General features: G+C 36.8%; 13 protein-coding genes and 2 pseudogenes. 9 read left to right on the top strand and 6 right to left on the bottom strand.

Annotated features, from left to right (window positions below; translation table 11 throughout):
• Window positions 1-6: 6 nt before the first annotated feature.
• The 6 genes and pseudogenes from RDV53_RS01055 to tssH all read right to left on the bottom strand — a co-directional run bounded on the left by RDV53_RS01055 (window position 7) and on the right by tssH (window position 10750).
• Window positions 7-1380, bottom strand: coding sequence for a DUF4123 domain-containing protein (locus tag RDV53_RS01055; protein WP_005696595.1), 1374 nt, complete (start codon window positions 1378-1380; stop codon window positions 7-9).
• Between the two features lie 135 nt (window positions 1381-1515).
• Window positions 1516-2536: pseudogene (locus tag RDV53_RS01050) on the bottom strand (hypothetical protein).
• Between the two features lie 96 nt (window positions 2537-2632).
• Entirely contained in the window at window positions 2633-3661 is a 1029-nt protein-coding gene (locus tag RDV53_RS01045) for a hypothetical protein (protein ID WP_005696591.1), read from the bottom strand.
• A gap of 3 nt (window positions 3662-3664) precedes the next feature.
• On the bottom strand, window positions 3665-6661 hold the full coding sequence (locus RDV53_RS01040; RefSeq protein ID WP_005696590.1) for a toxin VasX: 2997 nt from the start codon (window positions 6659-6661) through the stop codon (window positions 3665-3667).
• 18 nt (window positions 6662-6679) lie between these two features.
• Complete coding sequence (locus RDV53_RS01035; RefSeq protein ID WP_005696589.1) at window positions 6680-8059, bottom strand: DUF4123 domain-containing protein; 1380 nt, start codon at window positions 8057-8059, stop codon at window positions 6680-6682.
• 93 nt (window positions 8060-8152) lie between these two features.
• On the bottom strand, window positions 8153-10750 hold the full coding sequence (gene tssH / locus RDV53_RS01030) for a type VI secretion system ATPase TssH (RefSeq protein WP_005696588.1): 2598 nt from the start codon (window positions 10748-10750) through the stop codon (window positions 8153-8155).
• Window positions 10751-10910: 160 nt separating this feature from the next.
• Here tssH and tssI point away from each other — a divergent pair, with 160 nt between their 5' ends.
• The 9 genes and pseudogenes from tssI (at window position 10911) to RDV53_RS00985 (ending at window position 23229) form a co-directional block, all read left to right on the top strand.
• Window positions 10911-12980 carry a type VI secretion system Vgr family protein gene (gene tssI / locus RDV53_RS01025; RefSeq protein ID WP_032822645.1) on the top strand — a complete coding sequence of 690 codons (2070 nt, stop codon included), beginning with the start codon at window positions 10911-10913 and terminating at the stop codon, window positions 12978-12980.
• Between the two features lie 36 nt (window positions 12981-13016).
• On the top strand, window positions 13017-15434 hold the full coding sequence (locus RDV53_RS01020; RefSeq protein ID WP_005696585.1) for a hypothetical protein: 2418 nt from the start codon (window positions 13017-13019) through the stop codon (window positions 15432-15434).
• Entirely contained in the window at window positions 15409-16383 is a 975-nt protein-coding gene (locus RDV53_RS01015) for a hypothetical protein (protein WP_005696584.1), read from the top strand. The genes RDV53_RS01020 and RDV53_RS01015 overlap by 26 nt, the downstream gene beginning before the upstream one ends.
• 65 nt (window positions 16384-16448) lie before the next feature.
• Window positions 16449-17411, top strand: a pseudogene (locus RDV53_RS10245) (hypothetical protein); the annotation flags it as partial.
• 766 nt (window positions 17412-18177) lie between these two features.
• Window positions 18178-19158 carry a tetratricopeptide repeat protein gene (locus RDV53_RS01005; RefSeq protein ID WP_050783114.1) on the top strand — a complete coding sequence of 327 codons (981 nt, stop codon included), beginning with the start codon at window positions 18178-18180 and terminating at the stop codon, window positions 19156-19158.
• Between the two features lie 106 nt (window positions 19159-19264).
• Entirely contained in the window at window positions 19265-21190 is a 1926-nt protein-coding gene (locus tag RDV53_RS01000; protein ID WP_005696580.1) for a hypothetical protein, read from the top strand.
• A gap of 1 nt (window position 21191) precedes the next feature.
• The gene (locus tag RDV53_RS00995) at window positions 21192-21869 is read left to right on the top strand and encodes a hypothetical protein (protein WP_005696579.1); all 678 of its coding nucleotides are present in this window, start codon (window positions 21192-21194) and stop codon (window positions 21867-21869) included.
• A gap of 258 nt (window positions 21870-22127) precedes the next feature.
• A complete protein-coding gene (locus RDV53_RS00990; RefSeq protein WP_005696578.1) occupies window positions 22128-22475 on the top strand; it encodes a lysozyme inhibitor LprI family protein in 348 nt (115 codons plus the stop codon).
• 1 nt (window position 22476) lies between these two features.
• Window positions 22477-23229, top strand: a complete 753-nt coding sequence (locus tag RDV53_RS00985; protein ID WP_005696577.1) for a hypothetical protein — start codon at window positions 22477-22479, stop codon at window positions 23227-23229.
• Window positions 23230-23308: the final 79 nt, after the last annotated feature.

The following is a 23308-nucleotide window of genomic DNA, read 5'->3' as shown; positions in this document are numbered from 1 at the left end:
TCTTATTTATTTTAATCCTAACGCGGCGAATAATTCCTGTGCACGTTCTAACGGTGTTGATATCGTATATTTCAGCTGTGTTTCAAGGGTAGCAAAATCAATGTTATTTTTCACCGCACTTTGTTTGGCAACGACATATTGTAATATCGCGATATTATAAGTATAGCCTTTATCAAAGCCTTCATCTAAATTCTTAATTAGCACATTTTTGTTTTCTTCCGAATAAAGCTGAGGATATTCCTGTAAAGCATACTCCATTAAGTATTCTCTCGTTTCCAACCATTTTTTATCTTTAAATCCATTCACCTCAAATTCCGTTAGGAGAATCGGGATGCTTCGGGTGTCTTCCGGTAAGGCTTTAAGTTGGTAATAATGAAAATTGTCGCCGATGCCTGAGGCAAAAGCATGAATAATGCGCTTTTCATAGCCGAAAAACTTATTGAGTTTTTCCGGGCTGGTGGCAATGACTTCTAAATAATTGCGTAACACTTTCGGGTCGTAAAAACGGAAGAAGAACCACTTGCCGTTTTCGTCTTTCATCACAGGAAAGTGGCGAAGATGACGTAACACGGTATCGAAATCATAACGGGAATGAATAAAGATGCCCAGTTCTTCATGCCAATTGAATCTAGTCATTGCCCCTTCATCACTAAACAAGCCCATTAATTCGCTTTCTGAGCTGTCATCAGGATAAGGAATCACTTCTACCAAATAAGGCGCAATGTCTTTGGTGATTTCAGCGAATTCCCCTTGAAACAGGCTTTCAATACGGCAATGAAAATTCTCAGGTTCTAAATATTTATGCTTATTGGCATCTAAGATGAAATAACATTTTAATTCGGGCAGCGGCTCGCCAAAAAGTGCGGTGTCTTTTTCCAACGTTTTTTTATCTAAAACCGGCATGAGAAAAGTCGGTTCCTGCCAATTTTCTGACCAACCCGGTTGAGTTATATCGGGCGGAATCGGCGTGTTAGGGAAGAGCAGTTTGAAAATCTCATCAGGTGCAAAGACTTTCGGGTGACGACCAAACTGCCTATCCAGCAATTTCACATTGTTGATTTGATGACAAAGCAAGTAATTAGTCTCAGTAGCAAACTGTTCCTTGGGTTTCTCACCAACCAATTCGACGACTCGTACTTCACCTTCTTTTAACCCATTAGCCTGATATGCCAGCCATATTTGTCCATGCCGTTGAAAAAAGACTTCAGCCTTTAATGGCGCCAGTTGGTAATAATAATGTGCCTTTTGCGTGTTAAAGGTTGTTTTGACAAGTTGTTCAAATGTTTCTCGGCTATCGGCAAAAGCCAGTAGCGCGACGAATTGGTCAGAACTAGGCGGCTGTTGTAGATACGCAGTAGAAATCCAAAGAGAGGTGGACATAATTTTTTTGTTAACTGATGAAAATACTTTGCGGAATCATAGCAATAACCAGCCAGAAGTTCAAAAAAAGTGTGGTTACTTTTTAACTATTTAATAAATATCTAAAATTTCCACCGCACTTTGTTTTAAATTAGTTTATTTTACTTCGTTATCTAATTCTTCTCGCAGATGGCGTTCATTGATAATTTTCTGTGTTGCACGGCGTTCATTGAACCAGCCTTGTTTTTGGTTTGGGGTTTTCTTATTCCATTCGGCAAGTGCCAGTTCAATAGCGCGGTCGGCTTTTTTGCGACTAAACGGCACTCGCAGTGCAAAAGCGTTACATAGCGCAATGTTAAATTTTAAGCCGAAGTTTTTAAAATCCCTGCCTACATACTTTAAAAACTCAGGATTGTCTTCCGTAAGGTAGGCACGAATCGCACGCAGGATTTGGGCGTTATGTTCTGAGCTTTGGGCTGGGGTAGACTCCAAAAAGTGCAGTGACACGACGTTTGGAAAGGTAATCGTCAATCCACAGTTGCAATGAAAAACGCTCGTGACCACCAAACGCATACAAGCCGAAACGGCTGTAATTAATTCCGCCTAGCGGATCGCCTTGTTCAGGCACAAAGGCGATGGCATGACTACCGAAGATGGTTTGCCAATAAATCACCCGTTTTTTGCGGTTGACACGAAAACCACGTGGTCGGGGGAGGAAAAAGGCAAAGACAAAAAAGGGGATCATAATGATGTCTAAGATAAAGTCTTTTATTGGTGATTGAGGACCTAGTCCATCAGTATATATTTCATATGGCGTTAGTTCTAATTTTTCCTCTCGAAATTTATTTCCTTCTTCTCTTCTTTCTTTATAGGATTTATATTCTTCCATAAGCATTTTATCTCTATGAAATGCCCACTCATAATCTCTTTTTGTATCTGAATGGCTATAAAATGGGATAATGGATAAGCCATTAAATATATTGACAAGCATCATCCCACCTAAAATAAAGCGAATAAATCCACGAACATACCCATCAAAAATCGAATCCCGAATTTCAATTTCATCTTCACCCCGTTTACGAATAGAGTAGGCAATATCTTTATCTGGATTAATGAAAATCTTACTGAAAAACTCCCCGAGTTTATCTAGCCAGTCTTTGTTTTGTTGTTCTGCCATGTTTTCTTTATTCATCTCAAATAAAAGTGCGGTCATTTTTTAGGATGTTTTTTAAAAACACCTAAAATTTCCACCGCACTTTCGTTTTAAATTGGTTTATTTTACTTCGTTATCTAATTCTTCTCGCAGATGGCGTTCATTGATAATTTTCTGTGTCGCACGGCGTTCGTTGAACCAGCCTTGTTTTTGATTCGGGGTTTTCTTATTCCATTCGGCAAGCGCCTGTTCAATAGCGCGATCGGCTTTTTTGCGACTAAACGGTACACGTAATGCAAAAGCGTTACATAGTGCAATGTTAAATTTTAAGCCGAAGTTTTTAAAATCCCTGCCTACATACTTTAAAAACTCAGGATTGTCTTCTGTAAGATAGGCACGAATAGCGCGTAGGATTTGGGCGTTATGTTCTGAGCTTGGGCTGGGGTAGACTCCAAAAAGTGCAGTGACACGACGTTTGGAAAGGTAATCGTCAATCCAAAGTTGCAATGAAAAACGCTCATGACCACCAAACGCATACAAGCCGAAACGGCTGTAATTAATTCCGCCCAGCGGATCGCCTTGTTCCGGCACAAAGGCGATGGCATGACTGCCAAAGATGGTTTGCCAATAAATCACCCGTTTTTTGCGATTGACACGAAAACCACGTGGACGAGGGAGGAAAAAAGCAAATAGCACAAAGGGGATCATAATGATGTCTAAAACAAAGTCTTTTAGTGGAGAGCCAATGAGAATATCTTTTTTATATTCATCATAAGATTTTGGTGGTGAAACAAATGAATATCCTTCTTTTTGATCCATTTCATATTGAAATTGCGCTGTTTCTTTATATCTTAAATATTGTTCCCTAGCTGGTTTATCTGGATTAAAAGCCCACTCATAATCACTTTTTGCCTCGAGATATTGGCTATAAAATGGAATGCCAGATGAACCATGAAATACATTAATGAGTGTCATGCCAATTAAAACAAAACGAATAAATCCACGAGCATAACCATCAAAAATGGAATCTCGAATCTCGATCTCATCATCGCCTCGTTTACGAATAGAATAGGCAATGTCTTTATGTTTATTAATAAAAAATTCACTTATTTTATCAATCAAATCTTTTTCTCTTTGCTGTTCTGGCATATTCTATCCCTTCTTCGAATTTTTTAATCTTAGTTTGGTTCGTTTTGATGTCTTATAATATTTATTTCCTTGATAGTTAGGTACGCTAACACTCAATTCAATGCTTGATAATTCATCATAAGAAATTTCCCCTATTCCCATAGCATGATTACCATTAATTGTATATAAGTAAGGTAATTTTTCATTGAGAATAGTTAAACTTGCAACACCTTCCATTTCTAATTTTTTAATGACATCTAATTTATTGAGTAAAAGTTCAAATCGATCATCGTTACTTTGATAGTACAGACTTCCTTTATTATCTTTATATCCCACCATTGTCTTAATCTTTATTTCTTGGGCATCACGCTCAGTGTAAATGCCAGGGTAATTAACCAGTATTTTTCGTGGATTAGCCGAATCCAAGGTGACAACTAGCTCTGCCACAGATTTTAAGTAACGTTGCATTTCTATGCGATAATACCTTACTTTATCTTTCGGCATAATTTCTGAATTACTATAACGAAAAATACTAGCATCAAAAATATCAGTTTTAAATGATGATAAGCGCTTATCCGTCCATTCATAAGCCTTTTCTTGATTAGGCTCACCCCAATACTTAGGACTCTTACCCCAAAAACCATTTGCAGCCCACAATTCAATATCTTCCGGGGCAAAATAGTTATAAATAATTGCAATGGTAATCAGCACAATCCCAATACCTAGGGTCGCATAGGATAGGCCGGTGAGTAATGTCAGTGTGCCGGCAGACAAGGATGAACCTGCCAACATACCTAATGAGCCGATTGCGCCTTCAATGGCTAATCCGCCTCCCATGCTTAATAAGGCTGCGGTTTTGCCCACTTCATCGCTTTTATAATCGGCCTCCACCCAGTTAAAATATTCAAACATCGCACCGACCCCGGCCAATCCCGTATTGACGTTGATAATCGCATTTCGAATACGGGCCAGTGCCGAACCGGCACCTTTTTGTTCAAAATAACTTATCCATTTGCTTTGTTGCAGATTCTTGCGCGAGGTTAACTGTTCAAGCTCTGTTAATGCTCGGGAAGTGTGTTGCTCTAAACCGCCTTTCGGTGCATACATGCCGGCAATCACTTGCATAGAGGCTAAAAACGGATCATTACCTAGTTTTCCTAATTCTGTTTCCGCTTTGTTTTGTACAAAAAAGCCCAACACAACGGAAGCACTCAAGGCTTTATTTAATCCTGCCAATCCTTCCGTGATTTGAAATAAGCCATATTGTCTTGGTGCATACTCTACTTTCAGCGAGCGAATGTTCTCTTGTAGCCTTTTTACATGCTTAGGTACAGCAGCTTGACTTCGATGTGTCGGTAGGACCTTCTCAATCTCTTTAGTGTTTAATTTGGCTTGATATGTTGACTGAATGGTTTGTGGCACACTAAACGGTTTTCCAACATAACCCCTATGGCTACTATTGGCATAGCGTACATAGATTTTATCAATCACCAGTTCAATCACCAAATCGTAGGTTGCCATGTTGAGATAGCCTGTCTTCGCGACTTTTTCAAGCGCGCCTAAGGCTTTAGTGAAGTCAGCAAAGAATTTTTTCAGAGACTCCACCGCCGGCGTAGCTTGCTGTGCATAAGGTGGAGCTTTATATGCGTCCGCATCTTCAATCGGTAAGGCAGCAATTAAGGCGTTACGTCCGTAAGGTGAAATATCCAATCCATGCAGAAAACCATGCATATAACAGCACCATGCACTTGCCGCCTCAATGTCTTCTGGATTACTGTCATACAAATCATATAGCGCACTGAGTTTATTGCTGTGCGTTGCAATAAAAGCGCTATGAGCATTTGCAACATTCTTAAAGAATGTACCAAAACGAGTTGGGATATAGGCCATTTTATTAATGGCATTTACTCCCGGCAGATCATCTTCCAATTGTAATTCCGCTTTTAACACATTCAGTACATCGGCATCGCCATTAGCTTTTAAATGCTCCGAGTTAATATAATCAGAAAAGACCTTTTGATATAGTTGGGAGAATTTGATGGGGGCCGGTTCAATGGTCCGTAAACCCTGGTCGCGCAATTCTGCATTCGCCATTTCAAGGCTATCCCGAGCAGATTTGACCTCTTCTTTATATTTATGTAGTGCGTGAGCATCAAGAATTCTTGCGGTCGAGATTGCATATTCATATTTCGCCAATACGTTATCTCGCTCTGCCGTTAGATATAAATGATATCCTGACAAATCTCTTGTTGTTCCTACAGGGTCTTCTAAAGCTACAATCACACCTTTTTGGCTATGCATGAGTTGATCTTTTATCTCTTCCCAGCCCGTTGGTTTACCTATCGGGGTAAAGCGATAGGCATTTGAGGTTAACGCTTGGTCAGTCATCATTTTGGTTTGTGGCGAAAAGTCTTTAACCGTTTGCTGCAAGGTGGCCATATTAATTGAGTTGCCTTGCGGATTTTTTAGCTGAACATTGCGCATCCAATGATTTCTCACTAAGGGATCGGTTTCGATTTTTCTTAGCAAATTCATGGGTAGGTTTACATCGGTAAACATCATATATGCACTTTCAATGGCTTTATTAAGCTCAATATAAGGCGTTGGTAAAATGACTTTGTTTGTATAACCGGCTTCGTAATCATTAAATAGACTAAAGGAGTAGTTTATTCCGAACGCTTGGTTTCCTTGGTTAAAATCCACATCTTTTGAACGATAGCGGTAAATATACCAAGCCTGACCATTGGCCGCTTCTGCGCTAATTTCAAAACATCCTTTAACTTCGGCATTCACCGCTAAAATATACACATAACCATCACGTAAACGGCGCACATCATAATTCTCATCGCCAGATGCATTCTTCGGAAGTGGTGGCATTTCCCCTTTACTTTTTATGTTTTCAAACGCCTTATCGGTCAGGGCGAATCTTGTTGGATAAACCCGAATGCCTTCTTGGCATGGGGCAATGACTCCGTCAGCCTCTGTTGCTGCCGGTTTCTTGAGCTGTTTGTTTTCAGACATGGTTGAGTACTCTAATTTTTATTCTATATTTAACAATGAACACAATTTGATAGCTCGTTCTAGTGGTGCGGTATTGTTTTTTGTAACTTGTTCTTCTAATGCAATAAAATCTATTCCATTTTTGACCGCACTTTGTTTGGCTAAAGCATACTGCAATATTGAAATTTCGTAAGTGTAACCTTTTTTATAGCCTTCTTCCAAGTTTTGGCATAATTCATGTTTATTTTCCTCCGAGTAAAGTTGCGGATATTCCTGTAGAGTATATTCCATTAAATATTCCTTGGTTTCTAACCACTTATGCGTTTTAAATCCGTCTATTTCCCAATCAGTCATCACGATTGGAGATGGAAGCGTTTCTTCGGGCAAGGTTTTTAAGGTGTAGTAATAGAAACGGCTTCCTAGCCCTAAGCCAAAGGCATAAATAATGTTGTTATCATAACCAAAAAACTTATTTAGTTTGGCTGGGCGTTTGGCAATTATTGCTAGATAGTCATGTAAGACTTTGGGATCGTAAAAACGGAAGAAAAACCATTTTCCACGTTCATCCTGTAGCATAGGAAATTTACGTAGATGTTGATAGACCGTTTCAAAATCAGCGTAGGAATGGATAAAAATACCGAGGTTATCTTCCCAGTTAAAATGATGTTGTGCTGATTTTAAGCTGAATAATCCCATCATTTCACCGGTATGAATATGGTTTTCATCACGAATTACTTCAATTAAATAGGGTGCAACTTTTTCAGTATCTTCACCAAATTTCCCTTGAAATAAGCTTTTCATTTTGCCTTTTAAGGAGAGCGTATTCAAAAAAGGTATTTTTTTGGCATCTAAAACGAAATAGACTTTGAGTGTAGGTGATGTATCGCTATTATTCGTGTAGTGTTCAAGATGGCGTTGCTGCATATTTTTATCGATTTGAGGCGCTGAATTGCGAGTGTGCGCCGATTCATTTCTCTTTTCAAAATCTAATTGATTAGGTGGAATAGGAAAGTCAGGCCATAATAACAGTGCGATGTCCTCGGGTGCAAAAAGAGCCGGCATTCGGTCAAATTGCGCATCGAGTGGCTCGACATTATCGATCTTGTGGCAGTGTAGATATTCAATATTTTCTTCAATAGCAGGCTGTGGCATTTCATCACTTAAAGGAATTACGCGTATTTCATCTTCTCTGAGTGTTGATGCCTGATGTAGTAAATAGGTTCGTCCATGACGTTGAAAGAATACGTGAGCGGGAATAGGTGCAAGTTGAAAGCGAAAGTGGGCTTTTTGTGCAAAGTGAACCCGTGCACGTTGTTCAAATTCCTCAGCAGTTGTAGCAAAAGTGGCTAATGCAACAAATTGGTCTAATTGTTCGGCTTTTTGTATATAAGCAGTAGCAAGCCAAAGGGATTTTTCCATAAATAAATCTCAAAAAATTAACCTAAAAGATGACCGCACTTTGTGAATGAAAGTCAAAGTGCGGTCAAGTTCTTAGATGTTTTTCATCATGAATTACGCAATATCAACTTGGTATTCACCCTCTTCAAAATTGATTGTGATATTTGACATTTTCTCACCACGAGCGATGCGTTGAAGCAAAGCTAAGGAAAGTGGTGGTAAAAGTTGCCCTTCAAGAATCGCATCGACCAAACGTGCACCATTTGTATCAGCTTCACATTGTTGTTCAATGTGTTTAAGAATGTTTTCTGCGATAGTAACGGTCGCTTTATAACGCTCAGCGATTAATTTCTCTAATTTCGCCAATTTGGCTTTCACAATGCGCTGCATTACATCGGTGGTTAAATAGTGATATTGCACAATTTGCATGCGAGCCAGTAACGCCGGTTTGAAGAATGTAAGAAGCGAACGACGCAACTCTTCATCACTTTTCACGGCAAACTGATCATTTGCAGCATCAAAACCACAGTTTGAGGTGAGCATAAAGAGAATATTTTTACAGTCAATTAAACGCCCTTCCCCATCTGCAAGTTCGCCTTTATCAAAAGCTTGATAGAACAAGTTAAGCACATCTGGATGGGCTTTTTCTACTTCATCTAATAGCACGATAGAATAAGGTTTTTGGCGAATAGCTTCAGTTAGTAAACCACCTTCACCATAGCCCACATAACCTGGAGGCGAACCAATTAAACGTGAAACAGTATGTTTTTCTTGGTATTCAGACATATTAATGGTAGTCAGGAATTGTTTGCCACCAAAGATATGTTCGGCAATTTGAATTGCTGTTTCAGTTTTACCCACACCACTTGGTCCAACAAGTAATAATGCGCCCAATGGTGTGCCGGCACGGCGTAAATCCGCCATAGCAGTAAGCAAGTTTTTGTGAATTTGCTCAATGGCTTGAGATTGACCTTTAATGTTGTCGTTAAGAATATCAGGAAGCTCAGTGAGTTTTGTAAGTTCATCACCTGTCATGCTATTTACAGGAATACCTGTCAAATCAGCAATTACCGCAGTAATTTGTTTGCTTCCCACTTCAGCATGAATTAAACATTCTTCAGGTTTGATTGCTTCATATTCTGCTTTTTTCGCTTGTAATTGTGCGATCAATTCTTGACGTTCTTCTTCGGTATATTCTGTTTCAGAATCGGAGAGCTTGGTCCGTAAGGATAAAATTTCTTCCACTAATGCTTTTTGAGATTCAAATCGAGAAGAAAGCACATTTTTTTCTTCGGCTAATTCAGTGAGTTGATTTTCTAGTTTTGTTTTCACTGTACTATCAACTGTTTCACCTAGCTGATAATCACGATCAAATTCAGCAATGGCAACATTGATTTCATGGATCTTATTATCTAAGTAGCTTAAGCGTTTTGGTGGTGTGTCTTTTGCTGTAGAAACGCGAGCGCAAGCCGTGTCTAAAATATCGATGGCTTTATCCGGTAGCTTTTTCGCCGCAATATAACGCGCAGATAACTTTGTTACTGTTTCAAGTGCTTCACCTGTGATATAAACACCATGCGCTTTTTCGTAGAGTGGTTTTAAACCACGTAGAATAACAATACTTTCTTCAATAGATGGTTCGTCCACTTTCACTAATTGGAAGCGACGGGATAGCGCAGGGTCGCGTTCTACATATTTTTTATATTCAGACCAAGTCGTGGCTGCAATTGTGCGAAGCTCACCTCGAGCAAGAGCCGGTTTTAAAAGGTTGGCTGCATCGTTGCCACCTTCGCTGCCACCCGCACCAATAAGTGTATGGGCTTCATCAATAAAAAGAACAATTGGCGTTGTGCTATTTTTTACAAAATCAATCACCGATTTTAAGCGTTTTTCAAATTCCCCTTTGATTGATGCGCCAGATTGTAAAGCGGCAAGATCTAGGCTCCAAAGTTCAACATTTTGTAAATGTGGAGGAACTTGTTTATTGACGATGCGTAATGCTAATCCTTCAATTAATGCACTTTTACCGACACCCGCATCACCCACTACAATCGGATTGTTTTTTCTTCTGCGTGAAAGAATATCGATCATGAGATCAATTTCTTTGTCACGAGCGAGAACGGGATCAATATTACCTGCAGAGGCTTTGGCGGTTAAATTTTCAGCAAAACGTGCTAAATCAGATTGGTCTGTATGTACGGCTGAAGGTGTAGCAGTATTTTCTTGTGTGGTTTGTGATTCAGCAGAGCCTTTAGCGAATACCAGTAAAGATTGGCGTAATGTTTCTTTGTTAATTTGATTTAAGTAGCTCGCAACAGCAGTTGGCAAATAGCGCGATGCATTCAATACCAATGCTAAGAAAATGCTTGCACTGCGAATTTGTGTTTGTTCAAATTCAAGTGATCCGAGTAACCATGCTTCTTGCAACATTTCAATCAATAATGGCGAGAAGCTTGGTACAGAGTCAATATTGGTGTGAGATGTTTGCGTTTTGCTGAGTAAAAGTGCGGTCAATTCTTCGTGAGAAATGTTAAGTTTATTTAAAATAAAGCGAACGTCTGAGAATGGATTTTCCAATGATTTGAGTAATAAATGGGCTGGAAGCACTTCCGATTCACCACAACTAATTGCATAAGCGGCAGATTCTTCTAACATTAATTTAGAAACGTCATTTAATGCACCTAATGTCGCGGCTAAGTTAATTTTGATCATTATTTGAGATCCTTATGTTTAATAAAGCATTTGAAAGATAAATAAACTTAGGTATTTTATTTTTTTATATAGAAATTTACTACAACTATTTTTACTATTTAGAAATAGATGAAATTACATTATACTAAGCGATATTTTACGCGTTAAACAAAGGACAATCATGGCTGTTCAATCCGACTACCGTTACACCCTTGATGCCGGTGAAAAACATACTTTTGATGTGATTAGTTTTAAGCTGACTGAAGGGCTTTCAGAACCATTTCGGTTAGAGCTTATGTTATCAAGTTTTGATCCGAATATTTCATTTTCAGCATTAATGGATCAATCCGTGACCTTTACTTTTTGGCAAGGAGAACAACCGGTTCGTTATTTGAATGGGATTGTGACCAGTTTCGGTTTGGGGAAAACAGGGTTTGTCCGTACGCATTATCAAATGGTGGTGGAGCCGGCTCTCGCGCGAGCAGCATTTCAATCTGATAGCCGAATCTTCCAGCATCAAAACAGCGAAAAAATCATCCGCACTTTATTGCAAAAAAATCGCGTAGAAAAGGTTTCCTTTGAGCCTTTACCTTCAGATTGGGAGCGTGAATATTGTGTGCAATATCGCGAAACCGATTTGGCCTTTATTGAACGCTTGGCGGCGGAAGAAGGCTGGTATTATTACTTTGACCATCGAGCAGACAGCCATGAGTTGCGTTTTGGCCATCAAAGTATCGCTTCTCCGATTCTTGGCACATTAACCTATAATGCAAAGCCCGCGGGGGACCGTTCATTTGCTTGCCTTTGGCGATTTGACTATTGCCGTAAGGTGACGACAACCCGCCAAACCTTACGAGACTACACCTTTTTAAATCCGAATTACAACCTCGAACATCAACATCATTCACAGGCATCTGCGCTTACTGATAGTGATACGTCTAAAAGTGCGGTCAATTCAGCGACAGTTTATGAAAAATATGACTATCCGGGCCGATATAAGAAAGATGAACAAGGCAATCCGTTCAGTCTTTATCGTTTAGAATCAGAACTGGCACTTTCTGAAACGGCGAATGCAGCGGGCGATGATATGCGTGTCGTACCAGGTTATGGTTTTACTTTAGAGGGACATGCCAATTCAGCCTTCAATCAAGAGTGGCTAGTGGTGCGAGTAGAGCATTTTGGTAAACAAACAGGTAGCTTAGATGAAGAAGCGGGAGAAGAAGGCAACCGCTATGAAAACACACTTTTCCTGATTCCACACAACAAACCTTGGCGCAGTCCATTAAAACCTCGCCCGATTATTCGTGGTACACAAGTTGCCCATGTTACAGGCCCTGAAGGTGAAGAAATCTATTGTGATGAATGGGGAAGAGTCAAACTACAATTTCCTTGGGATAGATTAGGCAACTTTGATGAGCATAGCTCTTGTTGGGTACGGGTGGTGCAAGGTTGGGCGGGCGCACAATACGGTAATATGATGATTCCGCGAGTTGGCCATGAAGTGTTGGTGAAATTCCTAAATGGCGATCCGGACCAACCGATTGTGGTAGGGCGTACCTATCACAGTACCACCGAGCCCCCTTACGAGCTTCCCAAACATAAAACTCGCATGACGATTAAATCCAAAACCCATAAAGGCAATGGTTTTAACGAATTGCGTTTTGAAGATGAAATGGGACGTGAAGAAGTCTTTATTCATGCAGAGAAAGACCTTAATCATATTGTGAAACATGATGAAACGACCCAAGTGGGGCATGACCGCACGGAGCAAGTTGGCCGCAATGAAACAATCCATATAGGCAATGACCGAATGGAAAGGGTTGGACAAGATGAAGACTTGACTATCAATCGAGACCAAATACGCAGTATTGGACGTAATCGAATCACGAAAATAGAAAAAGACGATATTCTGAATGTGAATAATAACCGCCGAGTCAACGTTCATGCTGATAGCCTCATCAAAGTCGGACAAGATTTAAATATTGAAATTGCCCAAAATGGCAGCTGGGTTGCGGGTGAGCTTTTTGAACAAGTTTGTGAACAGTTTGATTTAGAAGGCTATGACGAAGTTCATATTCAAGGCCCAGCCGGTGAAATTGTGTTAAACCAAGAAGGGATTACGCTGATTGGGAATGTGTATGTTGAGGGACCACTTACGGAAGATGCGGGCGCGGCTGATGGGGTAAGTCCGTTTGAAACGCAACCTAATGGCTCACAACCGGTAGATATTCAAGATTTAATTATTTCATAGTTCATTACAATAAGAAGAATAAAGGAAGTTTTCATTATGCCAGAGCAAAAAAAGAAAGTGACATCAGATACCACTAAAGTTGAAAGTCCGAAAATACCTAATGTCGCTTACCCACTGAAACCGAGAAGTAATACCACGAATCTCTCTCAGCAATACTTTAATCATCTTGCAGGAGATGAAAGTGCGCGCTTTTTATTTAATAATAGTGGTCTTTGGCATCAAGGCATTCATTTACGGGCATCAAAATTTCCGAGTAGTGAATTTGAGAATAACAAGATTTGTGCGATAGCTGATGGCAAATTGATAGCTTATAAAGTGGATAGTGAATATAAATCCGATAATGAATCTGAATCATCAAAAGAAAGTGCGGTATATTCTACGGGCTTTTTTTTACTGAAGCATGAAGTAGCTTATCCGAAAGATAATGTGCTGACATTTTATTCGCTTTACCGTCATACAGCCAAATTAAGCGATTACAAAAGTGGAATAGAAGAGATTGTAGGGAGTACTAAATCATCAGATAATAAGATAGTTATTCGAGATGCACAAAATCAGCCACTTAATCCACGTGTGGAGCTGAAGAATGGAGTGACGATTGGGGTCAGACGACATACGCAGGCTCAAGATAAGTTTGATGAATTACTTTGGTATAGAGAGACCAAGGACAATAAAACGGTTGAGCATAAACCTAAGTCTGGTGAGCATTGGCGCATTTTTCATCAGTCCTATGAAGAGATGCAAAGTGAGCAAATCAAAGGTCTTCCTCTTCTAAGCAAGCATAAGATTGATACGCAAGCTGATGTTGAAGTTAAACTAAACAAACCGATTGTAGTTAAAGCAGGAGAAGAGCTTGGCTTAATGGGCGAGTATAACCAAATAGGCGAAAGCGGTGAGAAACTGTTACACCTTGAAGTGTTTACCTATGACAACATTGAGCAATTTAAATCGAAGGCGGAAGCAGCTTATAAGCAGGACAAAGAAAAGAAAGGGATAAAAGATAACTTTTTGTATGTCGCACGAGGTAGTCAGCTTTATAGCATAGCGAATGATGAAGCGGTGGCACTGGAGAAAAGCCAAGTTGAAATTATGGTGCCGTTAGCTGATGTGGCGAAAAAAACAGTGAAGAAGAAAACGGATAAGACGGGCAAGGATTATTACAACGTACAACCGTATCTTTATAGTTTGCCACAAAAGAATAAAGAGGGTGGAATTTATGTGGATGAGAGCCATTTAACACATGGTTTATTGTTCCCTGGTGTGAATATTTTTAATCAATCTGGAAATGGGCTTTGTATATTCAAACATCCTCTTCATCAAAACATAGACCCGAAAAGTGATTTAACGACTGAGCAGAAAAATGAATTAGACCCGATGTTTAAATCGATTATGGACGAGTTGGATTTAGAGAAGGATAAAAACGCGGCGGTCTCATTTGAAGCAGGTAAGCTGAAGGATTTATTATTAAGCCCGGTGCAACAAAGAAGGTTGACGGGAATCGTTGCCAAACATGACAGCGAATGGAAGAAGACGAGGGCGGCAGATTTTAGTCAAACTTGTGGTGTTTATCGAGCAAATGGAAAAGAAGATACCGCTAAGAGAATAGAGAAACGGATAAAGGACTTATCGATAAAGTTAGAGGTCGATGGATTTAACACGGATAAGCAAGCGTATTATCTGCATCCGTTGGGGATGATTGGGTGGTTAATGCCTTATTCGACCTGCTTTTGTCATCGGGATTTTACTGTTGAGGAGGTTAAAAATATAATCCAGCAATTAAGAGATTCCGAACCTAGTGTTAAGAAAATGTTAGGGTATTCATTGTTCTCTGCTAGCAATTGTAATATTCCTGCTTCTGAAGCTACTTATGAGAATTTTACAAAAGAGCTTAATATAGCCATGAAAAAATATGACATAAATACTTGTCTAAGAAAAATACATTTTTTAGCTCAGTGTTACCATGAATCAGCTCATTTTTCAACATCTCAAGAATTGGGGTCTGAGAGATATTTAAAAGGTAAACCATATTATCCATATATTGGTAGAGGAATTATACAGTTGACTCATTCTGGAGAAACAGCTAATGCGATAGGCTATAAACAATATTTTGAATATATTGGAAGAAATGATTACAAGAAAAATTATGCTCTTTTAAATCAAAATCTTCATTTGGCAGTTGATGCTAGCGGGTATTTCTGGAAAAGAGGAAAATTATTAAATGCTGGTGATTTATTAAGTGCTAGATACCCTAATCCAAGTGGTGTGAAAGTTAAATACCCAAAAACTAAATTACCTACTCATACAACAATTGATATAAATTTAGTTGCTGATGATGACAATACCCGTCAAGTTACATTTTTGGTAAATGGTGGTCAGTATGCTATTGAAGAAAGAATATCTTATGTTAATGAATTAAAGAGAATTTTTAATTATGAAAATAACCACCTTAAAAAATAAAATAATACTATCTATATTTCTCTTTGCTTGTTTCGCAAGTGCTGATGATGTAGATATTAAATATTACTTAAATAGTAATGAATTCTTTAATAGAGATATTGACATTGATAATGATGGAGTTGCTGATAAGGTTATTAGTAATGTAAATGGATTTGGAGATGAATTATTGTTTTTTAAAAAAAATAATAATAATTACCATCTCGTCCTTAAAGGGAGTAATTTTTCTGAGGATGGAGGCGAGAGAATTAATGATATAAAAAAACCAAAGAGTAACGAATATACAATTCTTATAACAACCAATACAGATAAATTAAATATTATTAATAGTTATTACATTGCATATAATAATAAAAAGTGGATTCTAAAAAATATTAATTCTGAAGTGAGTGGTTTTTTGGATGATTACTCTAAAAAGTACATATGTAAATTTAATAATATTGACTTAGATATTTCTATACCTAATCTTAAAGATAAACTACCTAATTATGACTTATCTGATGAATATATTAAAAGTAATTGTGAGTTAGATTATTTTTTTGAGAATTCACTAGATGACTTTATAAAAAGATTTAATGAGGGGGATATAAATATTGTTAATGGAGTTGACCGTTATAGGAAGTTACTATCAATTTTTCCTTATGGAAATAGCAATGAAAAAGAATATTCCATTATCCTTAGCGAGCTGTCTAAATTAAAGTTGATAAATGAAAAGAATTATTTAGAAAAGGTTATAAATAGAAAAACAGGTGCTACAAGCACTGTTATAAATAAATCCTATCTATATTCATCTATTGGTATTAAGAGCGGTATGTACTTAATTAAGGGAGATCGGATTTCTATTTTAGATGAGAAAATAGATGAGCGTGGAGAAAAATGGTATTTTATTAACTACAAAGGAAAAAAAGAAATCAACATGTGGATTAAAGCTGATTCAGTTGATTTAAATTAAATGTTTATTAACCGCACTTTGTAACGTGCGGTTATTTTTTATTTTTTAAAAACTAACAAGCTGCAAGCCAAATAATCAAGAAACTTTTGCAACTATGTAAGCATAAGATAGATACCCAAGCTGATGTTGAAGTAAAGCTAGATAAACCTATTGAGATTAAAGCAGGTGAAGAGCTTGGCTTAATGGGCGAGTATAACCAAATAGGTGAAAGTGGCGAGAAACTGTTACACCTTGAAGTATTTACCTATGACAACATTGAGCAATTTAAAGCGAAGGCGGAAGCGGCTTATAAACAAGACCGAGAAAATAAAGGGATAAAAGCTAATTTTTTATATGTCGCACGAGGTAGTCAGCTTTATAGCATAGCGAATGATGAAGCGGTGGGGCTGGAGAAAAGCAAAGTTGAAATCATGGTGCCGTTAGCGGATGTAGCGAAGCAGACCGTGAAGAAGAAAACGGATAAGACGGGCAAGGATTATTACAATGTACAACCTTATCTGTATAGCTTGCCACAAAAGAATAAAGATGGCGGAATTTATGTGGATGAGAGCCATTTAACACATGGTTTATTGTTCCCTGGTGTGAATATTTTTAATCAATCTGGAAATGGGCTTTGTATATTCAAATATCCTCTTCATCAAAACATCGACCCGAAAAGTGATTTAACGACTGAGCAGAAAAATGAATTGGACCCGATGTTCAAATTGATTATGGACGAGTTGGATTTAGAGAAGGATAAAAACGCGGCGGTCTCATTTGAAGCAGGTAAGCTGAAGGATTTATTATTAAGCCCGGTGCAACAAAGAAGATTAACGGGAATCGTTGTCAAACATGACAGCGAATGGAAGAAGACCAGGACGGCAGATTTTAGTCAAACCTGTGGTGTTTACCGTGCAAATGGAAAAGAAGAGATTGCGAAGAGAATAGAGAAACGGGTAGCTGATTTATCGATAAAGTTAGAGGTGGACGAATTTAACACGGATAAGCAAGCGTATTATCTGCATCCGTTGGGGGTGATTGGGTGGTTAAGGACTGAATCATTATTAATTACTCCTGAAATGGTTAATGCGGTTGCAGCAGGTAAAGGTAATGATAAGGTGTTATTAGCTGCATTAAATAAATATGCTGAGCAGTATGAAATCAATACCTTATTAAGGATTGCTCATTTTTTAGCACAGTGTGCACATGAATCTGGAGGATTTACTGCCACGGCGGAAGGTACTAGTTTTAGTCGAGCTGGGGCAGGTAATAAATTTAAGAAATTTGTTCAAGCGGATAGTACAACAAAAGAGCGTTTATGCCCTATAGGCCAAAAGTATTGTAATCAACCTGATTTGTTTAATTATGTTTATGCAAATAGTAATGGAAATGGTTCTGAAACTAGCGGAGATGGACATAAATATAGGGGAGGTGGCTATATTCAAATTACTGGGAGAGAAAAATATAAAGGTTACACGAAAGAGCATAATGCTAAGAATCCTAGTGATCAACAAGATTTTGAAGCTAATCCGAATCTAGTCCGTACAAATGTTGAATATGGTGTTGAATCAGCAATGTTTTGGTGGAGGAATATGGGATCAGTGTCTACATATAAAGACTGTAATCGGTTAGCTGATCTAGGTGCTACGGAAGCCGAATTAATAATGATGAGTGCTAATGTAAATGGCTGGTTCACTAAAGGTGGTATTCAATTACCAGTTAATAAACATGGAATTATTTCTTTACGTGAAGCTAATGGAATGAGTGATAGACGTACTCGTTTTAATTCAATTAAAAAGTTATTGGGATTGTAATATGAGAAATTTAATTTTAGTTCTTTTTAGTGTAGTATTTTACTCTTCTTCTTTTGCAAAGGATATATACCAAGAAATTTACAACCTAGATAAAAGCTATTATGGTGATGATTTCCCTACAGCTAAGCATATTAGCTATCCAGAGAAAAATCTCTCTATAGATATATCTTATCATATTAATGGTTATGAACATTTTGACGGTTATGAACATACTGTATATAAAAAATCTATATTAATTAAAGTTAATGAAATATCTAAAGAAATAATATTTGATGATGTTACATATAAAAATATTAAAAACTATTTAACATTATGCAAAATGAATGACCAAAGTAATTTACTATCACATACTGAGGTTTTTGAGGGAGCTGATTTGCGTGAGCCTTGGATTGGATTTAACATAAATTTTTATAAGATTAGGAAATATTCTGGAAAAGAAATAATAGAAAAACTGCCTGAAAATATACAAACAGAATTTAATATGGATAATAAATTCTGGACTCCAACAGTTGAAAGTAATAAACCAGATGATGGTCGAAAATTTTATCCTTTTTATGATGAGAAAAGTACTTTAAATCGTTTAATTGAGATGGGGTTGTGCGCCTCAATTGATTCTCCATCTAATTTGGAGAAAGCACTTAAAGATAATCAAAATATTAGTATAGATAAACTTTACGTAGATAATCAGATTCTGCTTTATCCTTTGGATAAGAACACAGTGACATCATATAACAATAATGCATTTTATTTGGGAAAAGAGAATAGGTATGATGTGGCTATTTATATATTAAATAAAGTTATTGATAAATATCCTAATAGAATGGTTGCCTATATTAATTTAGGAGATTTATACTGGGATAATGGCTCAAAAAAAGAGGCTATTAAAATATATCAGGATTATATTCAGAAAATGAATGCTTTAGGAAAGGAGGGGAAGATCCCTGAGAAAATATTGAAGAGAGTTGATTCCTTTTTAAATTGATAAAAAAGAAGTTATATTAATTTATTTTAAAAGCACTGGTAAATTTATCAGTGCTTTTCTTGTTAATACTCCTTAAAGTTACTATGACTTAAAAAGAATATTTAGAATGGATATAGAACATAATAGGTTGATTACTTGCAAAGTTAATAGTGGAATAGAAGAGCTTGTTGGTATCACCAAGTCGGCAGATAATAAGATTGTTATCCGAGATGCACAAAATCAGCCGCTTAATCCACGAGTGGAGTTGAAGAATGGCGTAACGATTGGAGTCAAACGACATACGCAGACGCAAGATAAGTTTGATGAATTACTTTGGTATAGAGAGACCAAGGACAATAAAACGGTTGAGCATAAACCTAAGTCTGGTGAGCATTGGCGTATTTTTAATCAGTCTTATGAGGAGATGCAAAATGAGAAAATCAAAGGTCTTCCTCTTCTAAGCAAGCATAAGATTGATACGCAAGCTGATGTTGAAGTTAAACTAAACAAACCGATTGTAGTTAAAGCAGGAGAAGAGCTTGGCTTAATGGGAGAGTATAACCAAATAGGTGAAAGTGGCGAGAAGCTATTGCATCTTGAAGTGTTTACCTATGACAATATTGAGCAATTTAAAGCTAAAGCAGAGGCAGCTTATAAACAAGACCGAGAAAAGAAAGGGATAAAAGACAATTTTCTGTATGTAGCAAGAGGCAGTCAGCTTTACAGCGTGCTAAAGGACGAAGTCGTCGAACTGGAGAAAAGCAAAGTTGAAATCATGGTGCCGTTAGCGGATGTAGCGAAGCAGACCGTGAAGAAGAAAACGGATAAGACGGGCAAGGATTATTACAACGTACAACCGTATCTTTATAGTTTGCCACAAAAGAATAAAGAGGGTGGAATTTATGTGGATGAGAGCCATTTAACACATGGTTTATTGTTCCCTGGTGTGAATATTTTTAATCAATCTGGAAATGGGCTTTGTATATTCAAACATCCTCTTCATCAAAACATAGACCCGAAAAGTGATTTAACGACTGAGCAGAAAAATGAATTAGACCCGATGTTTAAATCTATTATGGATGAGTTGGATTTAGAGAAGGATAAAAACGCGGCGGTCTCATTTGAAGCGGGTAAACTCAAGGATTTATTATTAAGCCCGGTGCAACAAAGAAGATTGACGGGAATTGTTGTCAAACATGACAGCGAATGGAAGAAGACAAGGGCGGCAGATTTTAGTCAAACTTGTGGTGTTTATCGAGCAAATGGAAAAGAAGATACCGCTAAGAGAATAGAGAAACGGATAGCTGATTTATCGATAAAGCTAGAGGTGGACGGATTTAATACGGATAAGCAAGCGTATTATCTGCATCCGTTGGGGATGATTGGGTGGTTGGCTGTTTCCGTTGGAGAGTTTGATTGGTTTGAAACGCCGTTAGTTAAGTTGATTTTATCGAAAGAATCTAAGGGTTCTTTTAATGCCTATAATATTACTAATAAACATGGTAAGCCTCGCGAAAGCCATTTTACTCCAACAGCGCAATATCATATTTCGAAAATGACAATAACAGAAATAAGAAATGCGCAAAAAACTAGAATTGGGCCTGAAGGGCTACATTTATTTGCTGTAGGAATTGTTCAAATTATTCCAGATACTTTAGAGCTTTTTCTTTCATGGCTTAGTAAATATAAATCTATTAATAGGGACATTCAGTTATTTGATGAAGAGTTTCAACGGTTGATGCCGATGTTCTTTTGGGAAGAAAAAGTAAGTAAGGTTGCATCATTTTTTCGTGGAAAAGTAGGAGTGGATAAAGCTGCTTATGCTATATCTAGAGAATGGGCTTCAGCGGGAGTTCCTAAAGGAGAGTCCACAAAGACTGGTAAAGTATCTGATGGTGGATTAGAGACTTATTACGATGATAAACCAGGAAATAAGGCCCATTATTCAGCCGATATAACTATTAAAGCATTAAATGATACTAAAAAAATGATTAATGCTGCTGGTGGGTATGACGCCGTTAGAGAGATTTCACTTTCAAAAATAAGAGGATGATATGAAAAATTTGTTATTCATTATATTTTTTACTTTTGCTTCTAGTGCTTATTCCATGTCATGTTTTAATGATGATGAGAATAACAAAATCTCAGAACAAATAAAATTTCTTAGTGAGTCTTATGGTGATGTTCATTCAATTGCCGACTGTAATAATTTATCACCTATTAATAAAATTGTATGTGATAGTGATGAGCTAAAAAACGGAGTATTGTTGATATCTCAAGGGGAAGTATACGCTTATGAAAATGCTACACGCTCAGAGGTCGGAGATCGTATTACATTTAATGATGGTTTAAAAAATAGACTGAATAATATTATAGGTAAAGAAAAAAGTAGGGATGTTGCAATAAGAAAGCTATGTTACATCATAAAACAAAAGCTTTCAGATGAGTTTAGTGGAGACTTTGATTTTCAACCTAGTGTTTATGAATCACTTGAAAGCAAAGAAAATAGGAATGGTGTCGTGATTAATTCTTTTGGTGCAACCAGTGTTATCTATTTAGGAAATTCTTGTGATGCTATTATTGGTAGTTCTGATGAAAAAGGGATATGGTATAACGATGGCGATCAATTTGTGATTGCTCAACCTGATAAAGATGGAAAATTTGAAGAAAAATATCGATTTAATCATGATGATAAGGTAGCCCAATTGAATTGTCAAAAACCAACAAATTAGTCTTATTTAGATGGTGTTTTATAAAAAGTGCGGTTAATTTTTTCAGTGTTTATAAAATAATGTGAAAATAGACCGCACTTTTTTATTGATTTCATAGACTGAAAACTTTTTAAATATAAATCTATCTATTTAGATAAGCAGATAGAGATTAGAACGACGAAGCATTTGAATTATCACAAACCCAAGTTGAAATCATGGTGCCGTTAGGGGATGTGGCGAAGCAGACCGTGAAGAAGAATTATACAATTAGGAGGATTTATGAAAAAATTTTTAATAGCTCTTTGTTCTATAATTTTATTAACTGCAGCTAATAAAAATTGTGATGATATAGAATGTCATAAAAATAATATTGAAGAATATAAAAAAGAGTTAAATAAATCATTCCAAGAGTTAGTTAGAGTGGATGAAAATAAGCTTGTAGTAGATTCTTTTAAAGAGTCTCAGATGTTATGGAATAAATTTATAAAAGAAGACTGTAAGTTTATGAACTCGCCAATGTCTTTTACTCAAGGGGATGGATATATAATTGTTTATTATGAATGTTTAGAAGATTATTATAATATAAGAATAAAGCAGATTAATAAGATGATTAATGATATAAAGTAATATGATAAAAAATATATTATTAGGTGTTATATTGATTTCTTATCCATTTTTTATTCAGGCAAAGAGTTGTTTTACTATTAATGATATATCTGTTCGTCTAGATGATAACTCTACTTCTGATGGTGATTTTTCTAAATTTAAAATTTATCATAATGATAAAGTATTATTTTTCTATGAAGCTCTTGAAGTAGATCACAATATAAATAATGTAGAATATTCTGACTTAGATTTTGATGGAGAGAAAGAAATTATTTTAAGAGTTGATAATGATCCTTCTCATGATGTTGAGTATGCAGTATTGAAATTAAAATGTGATAAATTAGAAATGCATCCTTTATTTCCAGAAGTGAAAAGTTATGAGCTTCTGGATAATAAAAAAATAAAAATATACTACAAGGATGGATACTCTATAAAAGAGAAAATATATTGTTTTCAATCAACTGGCTATTTATGTGAGGAAAAATATATTATTAGAAATAATTATGAACTTAGAAAGTTATATTCATCAAATGGGAAGGTGAGCTCGGTGGGTGTTTACTACAATCAGAATGAAATATTACCAAGTATAAGAGAAAAGTCATATCTTTATTACGATTTAAATAAAAGAAGTAATATGTATTTAGTTAAAGGTGATAAAGTTAATATTTTAGATGAAAAAAGTTCTCTTGATGGACAGAGTTGGTATTTCATTAATTACAAAGGAAAGAAAAAAATCAACATATGGATCAAAGCTGATTCAGTTGATTTAAACTAAATGATTTGTTAACCGCACATTTATAATGTGCGGTTATTTTTTTGTTCTTTTAAAAACTAATAATCACCTCTCCAAACCT

It is taken from the genome of Haemophilus parainfluenzae ATCC 33392 (assembly GCF_031191205.1).
In the GTDB taxonomy this organism is placed as follows: domain Bacteria; phylum Pseudomonadota; class Gammaproteobacteria; order Enterobacterales; family Pasteurellaceae; genus Haemophilus_D; species Haemophilus_D parainfluenzae.
Note: the sequence above shows the minus strand (reverse complement) of the source record. Positions and strands in the feature narration are given on the sequence as shown.

Excerpts from the sequence above, each read along its gene's own strand:
- RDV53_RS01055 (WP_005696595.1), bottom strand. The coding sequence starts at position 1,380 with ATGTCCACCTCTCTTTGGATTTCTACTGCGTATCTACAACAGCCGCCT.
- RDV53_RS01045 (WP_005696591.1), bottom strand. The coding sequence starts at position 3,661 with ATGCCAGAACAGCAAAGAGAAAAAGATTTGATTGATAAAATAAGTGAA.
- RDV53_RS01040 (WP_005696590.1), bottom strand. The coding sequence starts at position 6,661 with ATGTCTGAAAACAAACAGCTCAAGAAACCGGCAGCAACAGAGGCTGAC.
- RDV53_RS01035 (WP_005696589.1), bottom strand. The coding sequence starts at position 8,059 with ATGGAAAAATCCCTTTGGCTTGCTACTGCTTATATACAAAAAGCCGAA.
- tssH (WP_005696588.1), bottom strand. The coding sequence starts at position 10,750 with ATGATCAAAATTAACTTAGCCGCGACATTAGGTGCATTAAATGACGTT.
- tssI (WP_032822645.1), top strand. The coding sequence starts at position 10,911 with ATGGCTGTTCAATCCGACTACCGTTACACCCTTGATGCCGGTGAAAAA.
- RDV53_RS01020 (WP_005696585.1), top strand. The coding sequence starts at position 13,017 with ATGCCAGAGCAAAAAAAGAAAGTGACATCAGATACCACTAAAGTTGAA.
- RDV53_RS01015 (WP_005696584.1), top strand. The coding sequence starts at position 15,409 with ATGAAAATAACCACCTTAAAAAATAAAATAATACTATCTATATTTCTC.
- RDV53_RS01005 (WP_050783114.1), top strand. The coding sequence starts at position 18,178 with ATGAGAAATTTAATTTTAGTTCTTTTTAGTGTAGTATTTTACTCTTCT.
- RDV53_RS01000 (WP_005696580.1), top strand. The coding sequence starts at position 19,265 with ATGGATATAGAACATAATAGGTTGATTACTTGCAAAGTTAATAGTGGA.
- RDV53_RS00995 (WP_005696579.1), top strand. The coding sequence starts at position 21,192 with ATGAAAAATTTGTTATTCATTATATTTTTTACTTTTGCTTCTAGTGCT.
- RDV53_RS00990 (WP_005696578.1), top strand. The coding sequence starts at position 22,128 with ATGAAAAAATTTTTAATAGCTCTTTGTTCTATAATTTTATTAACTGCA.
- RDV53_RS00985 (WP_005696577.1), top strand. The coding sequence starts at position 22,477 with ATGATAAAAAATATATTATTAGGTGTTATATTGATTTCTTATCCATTT.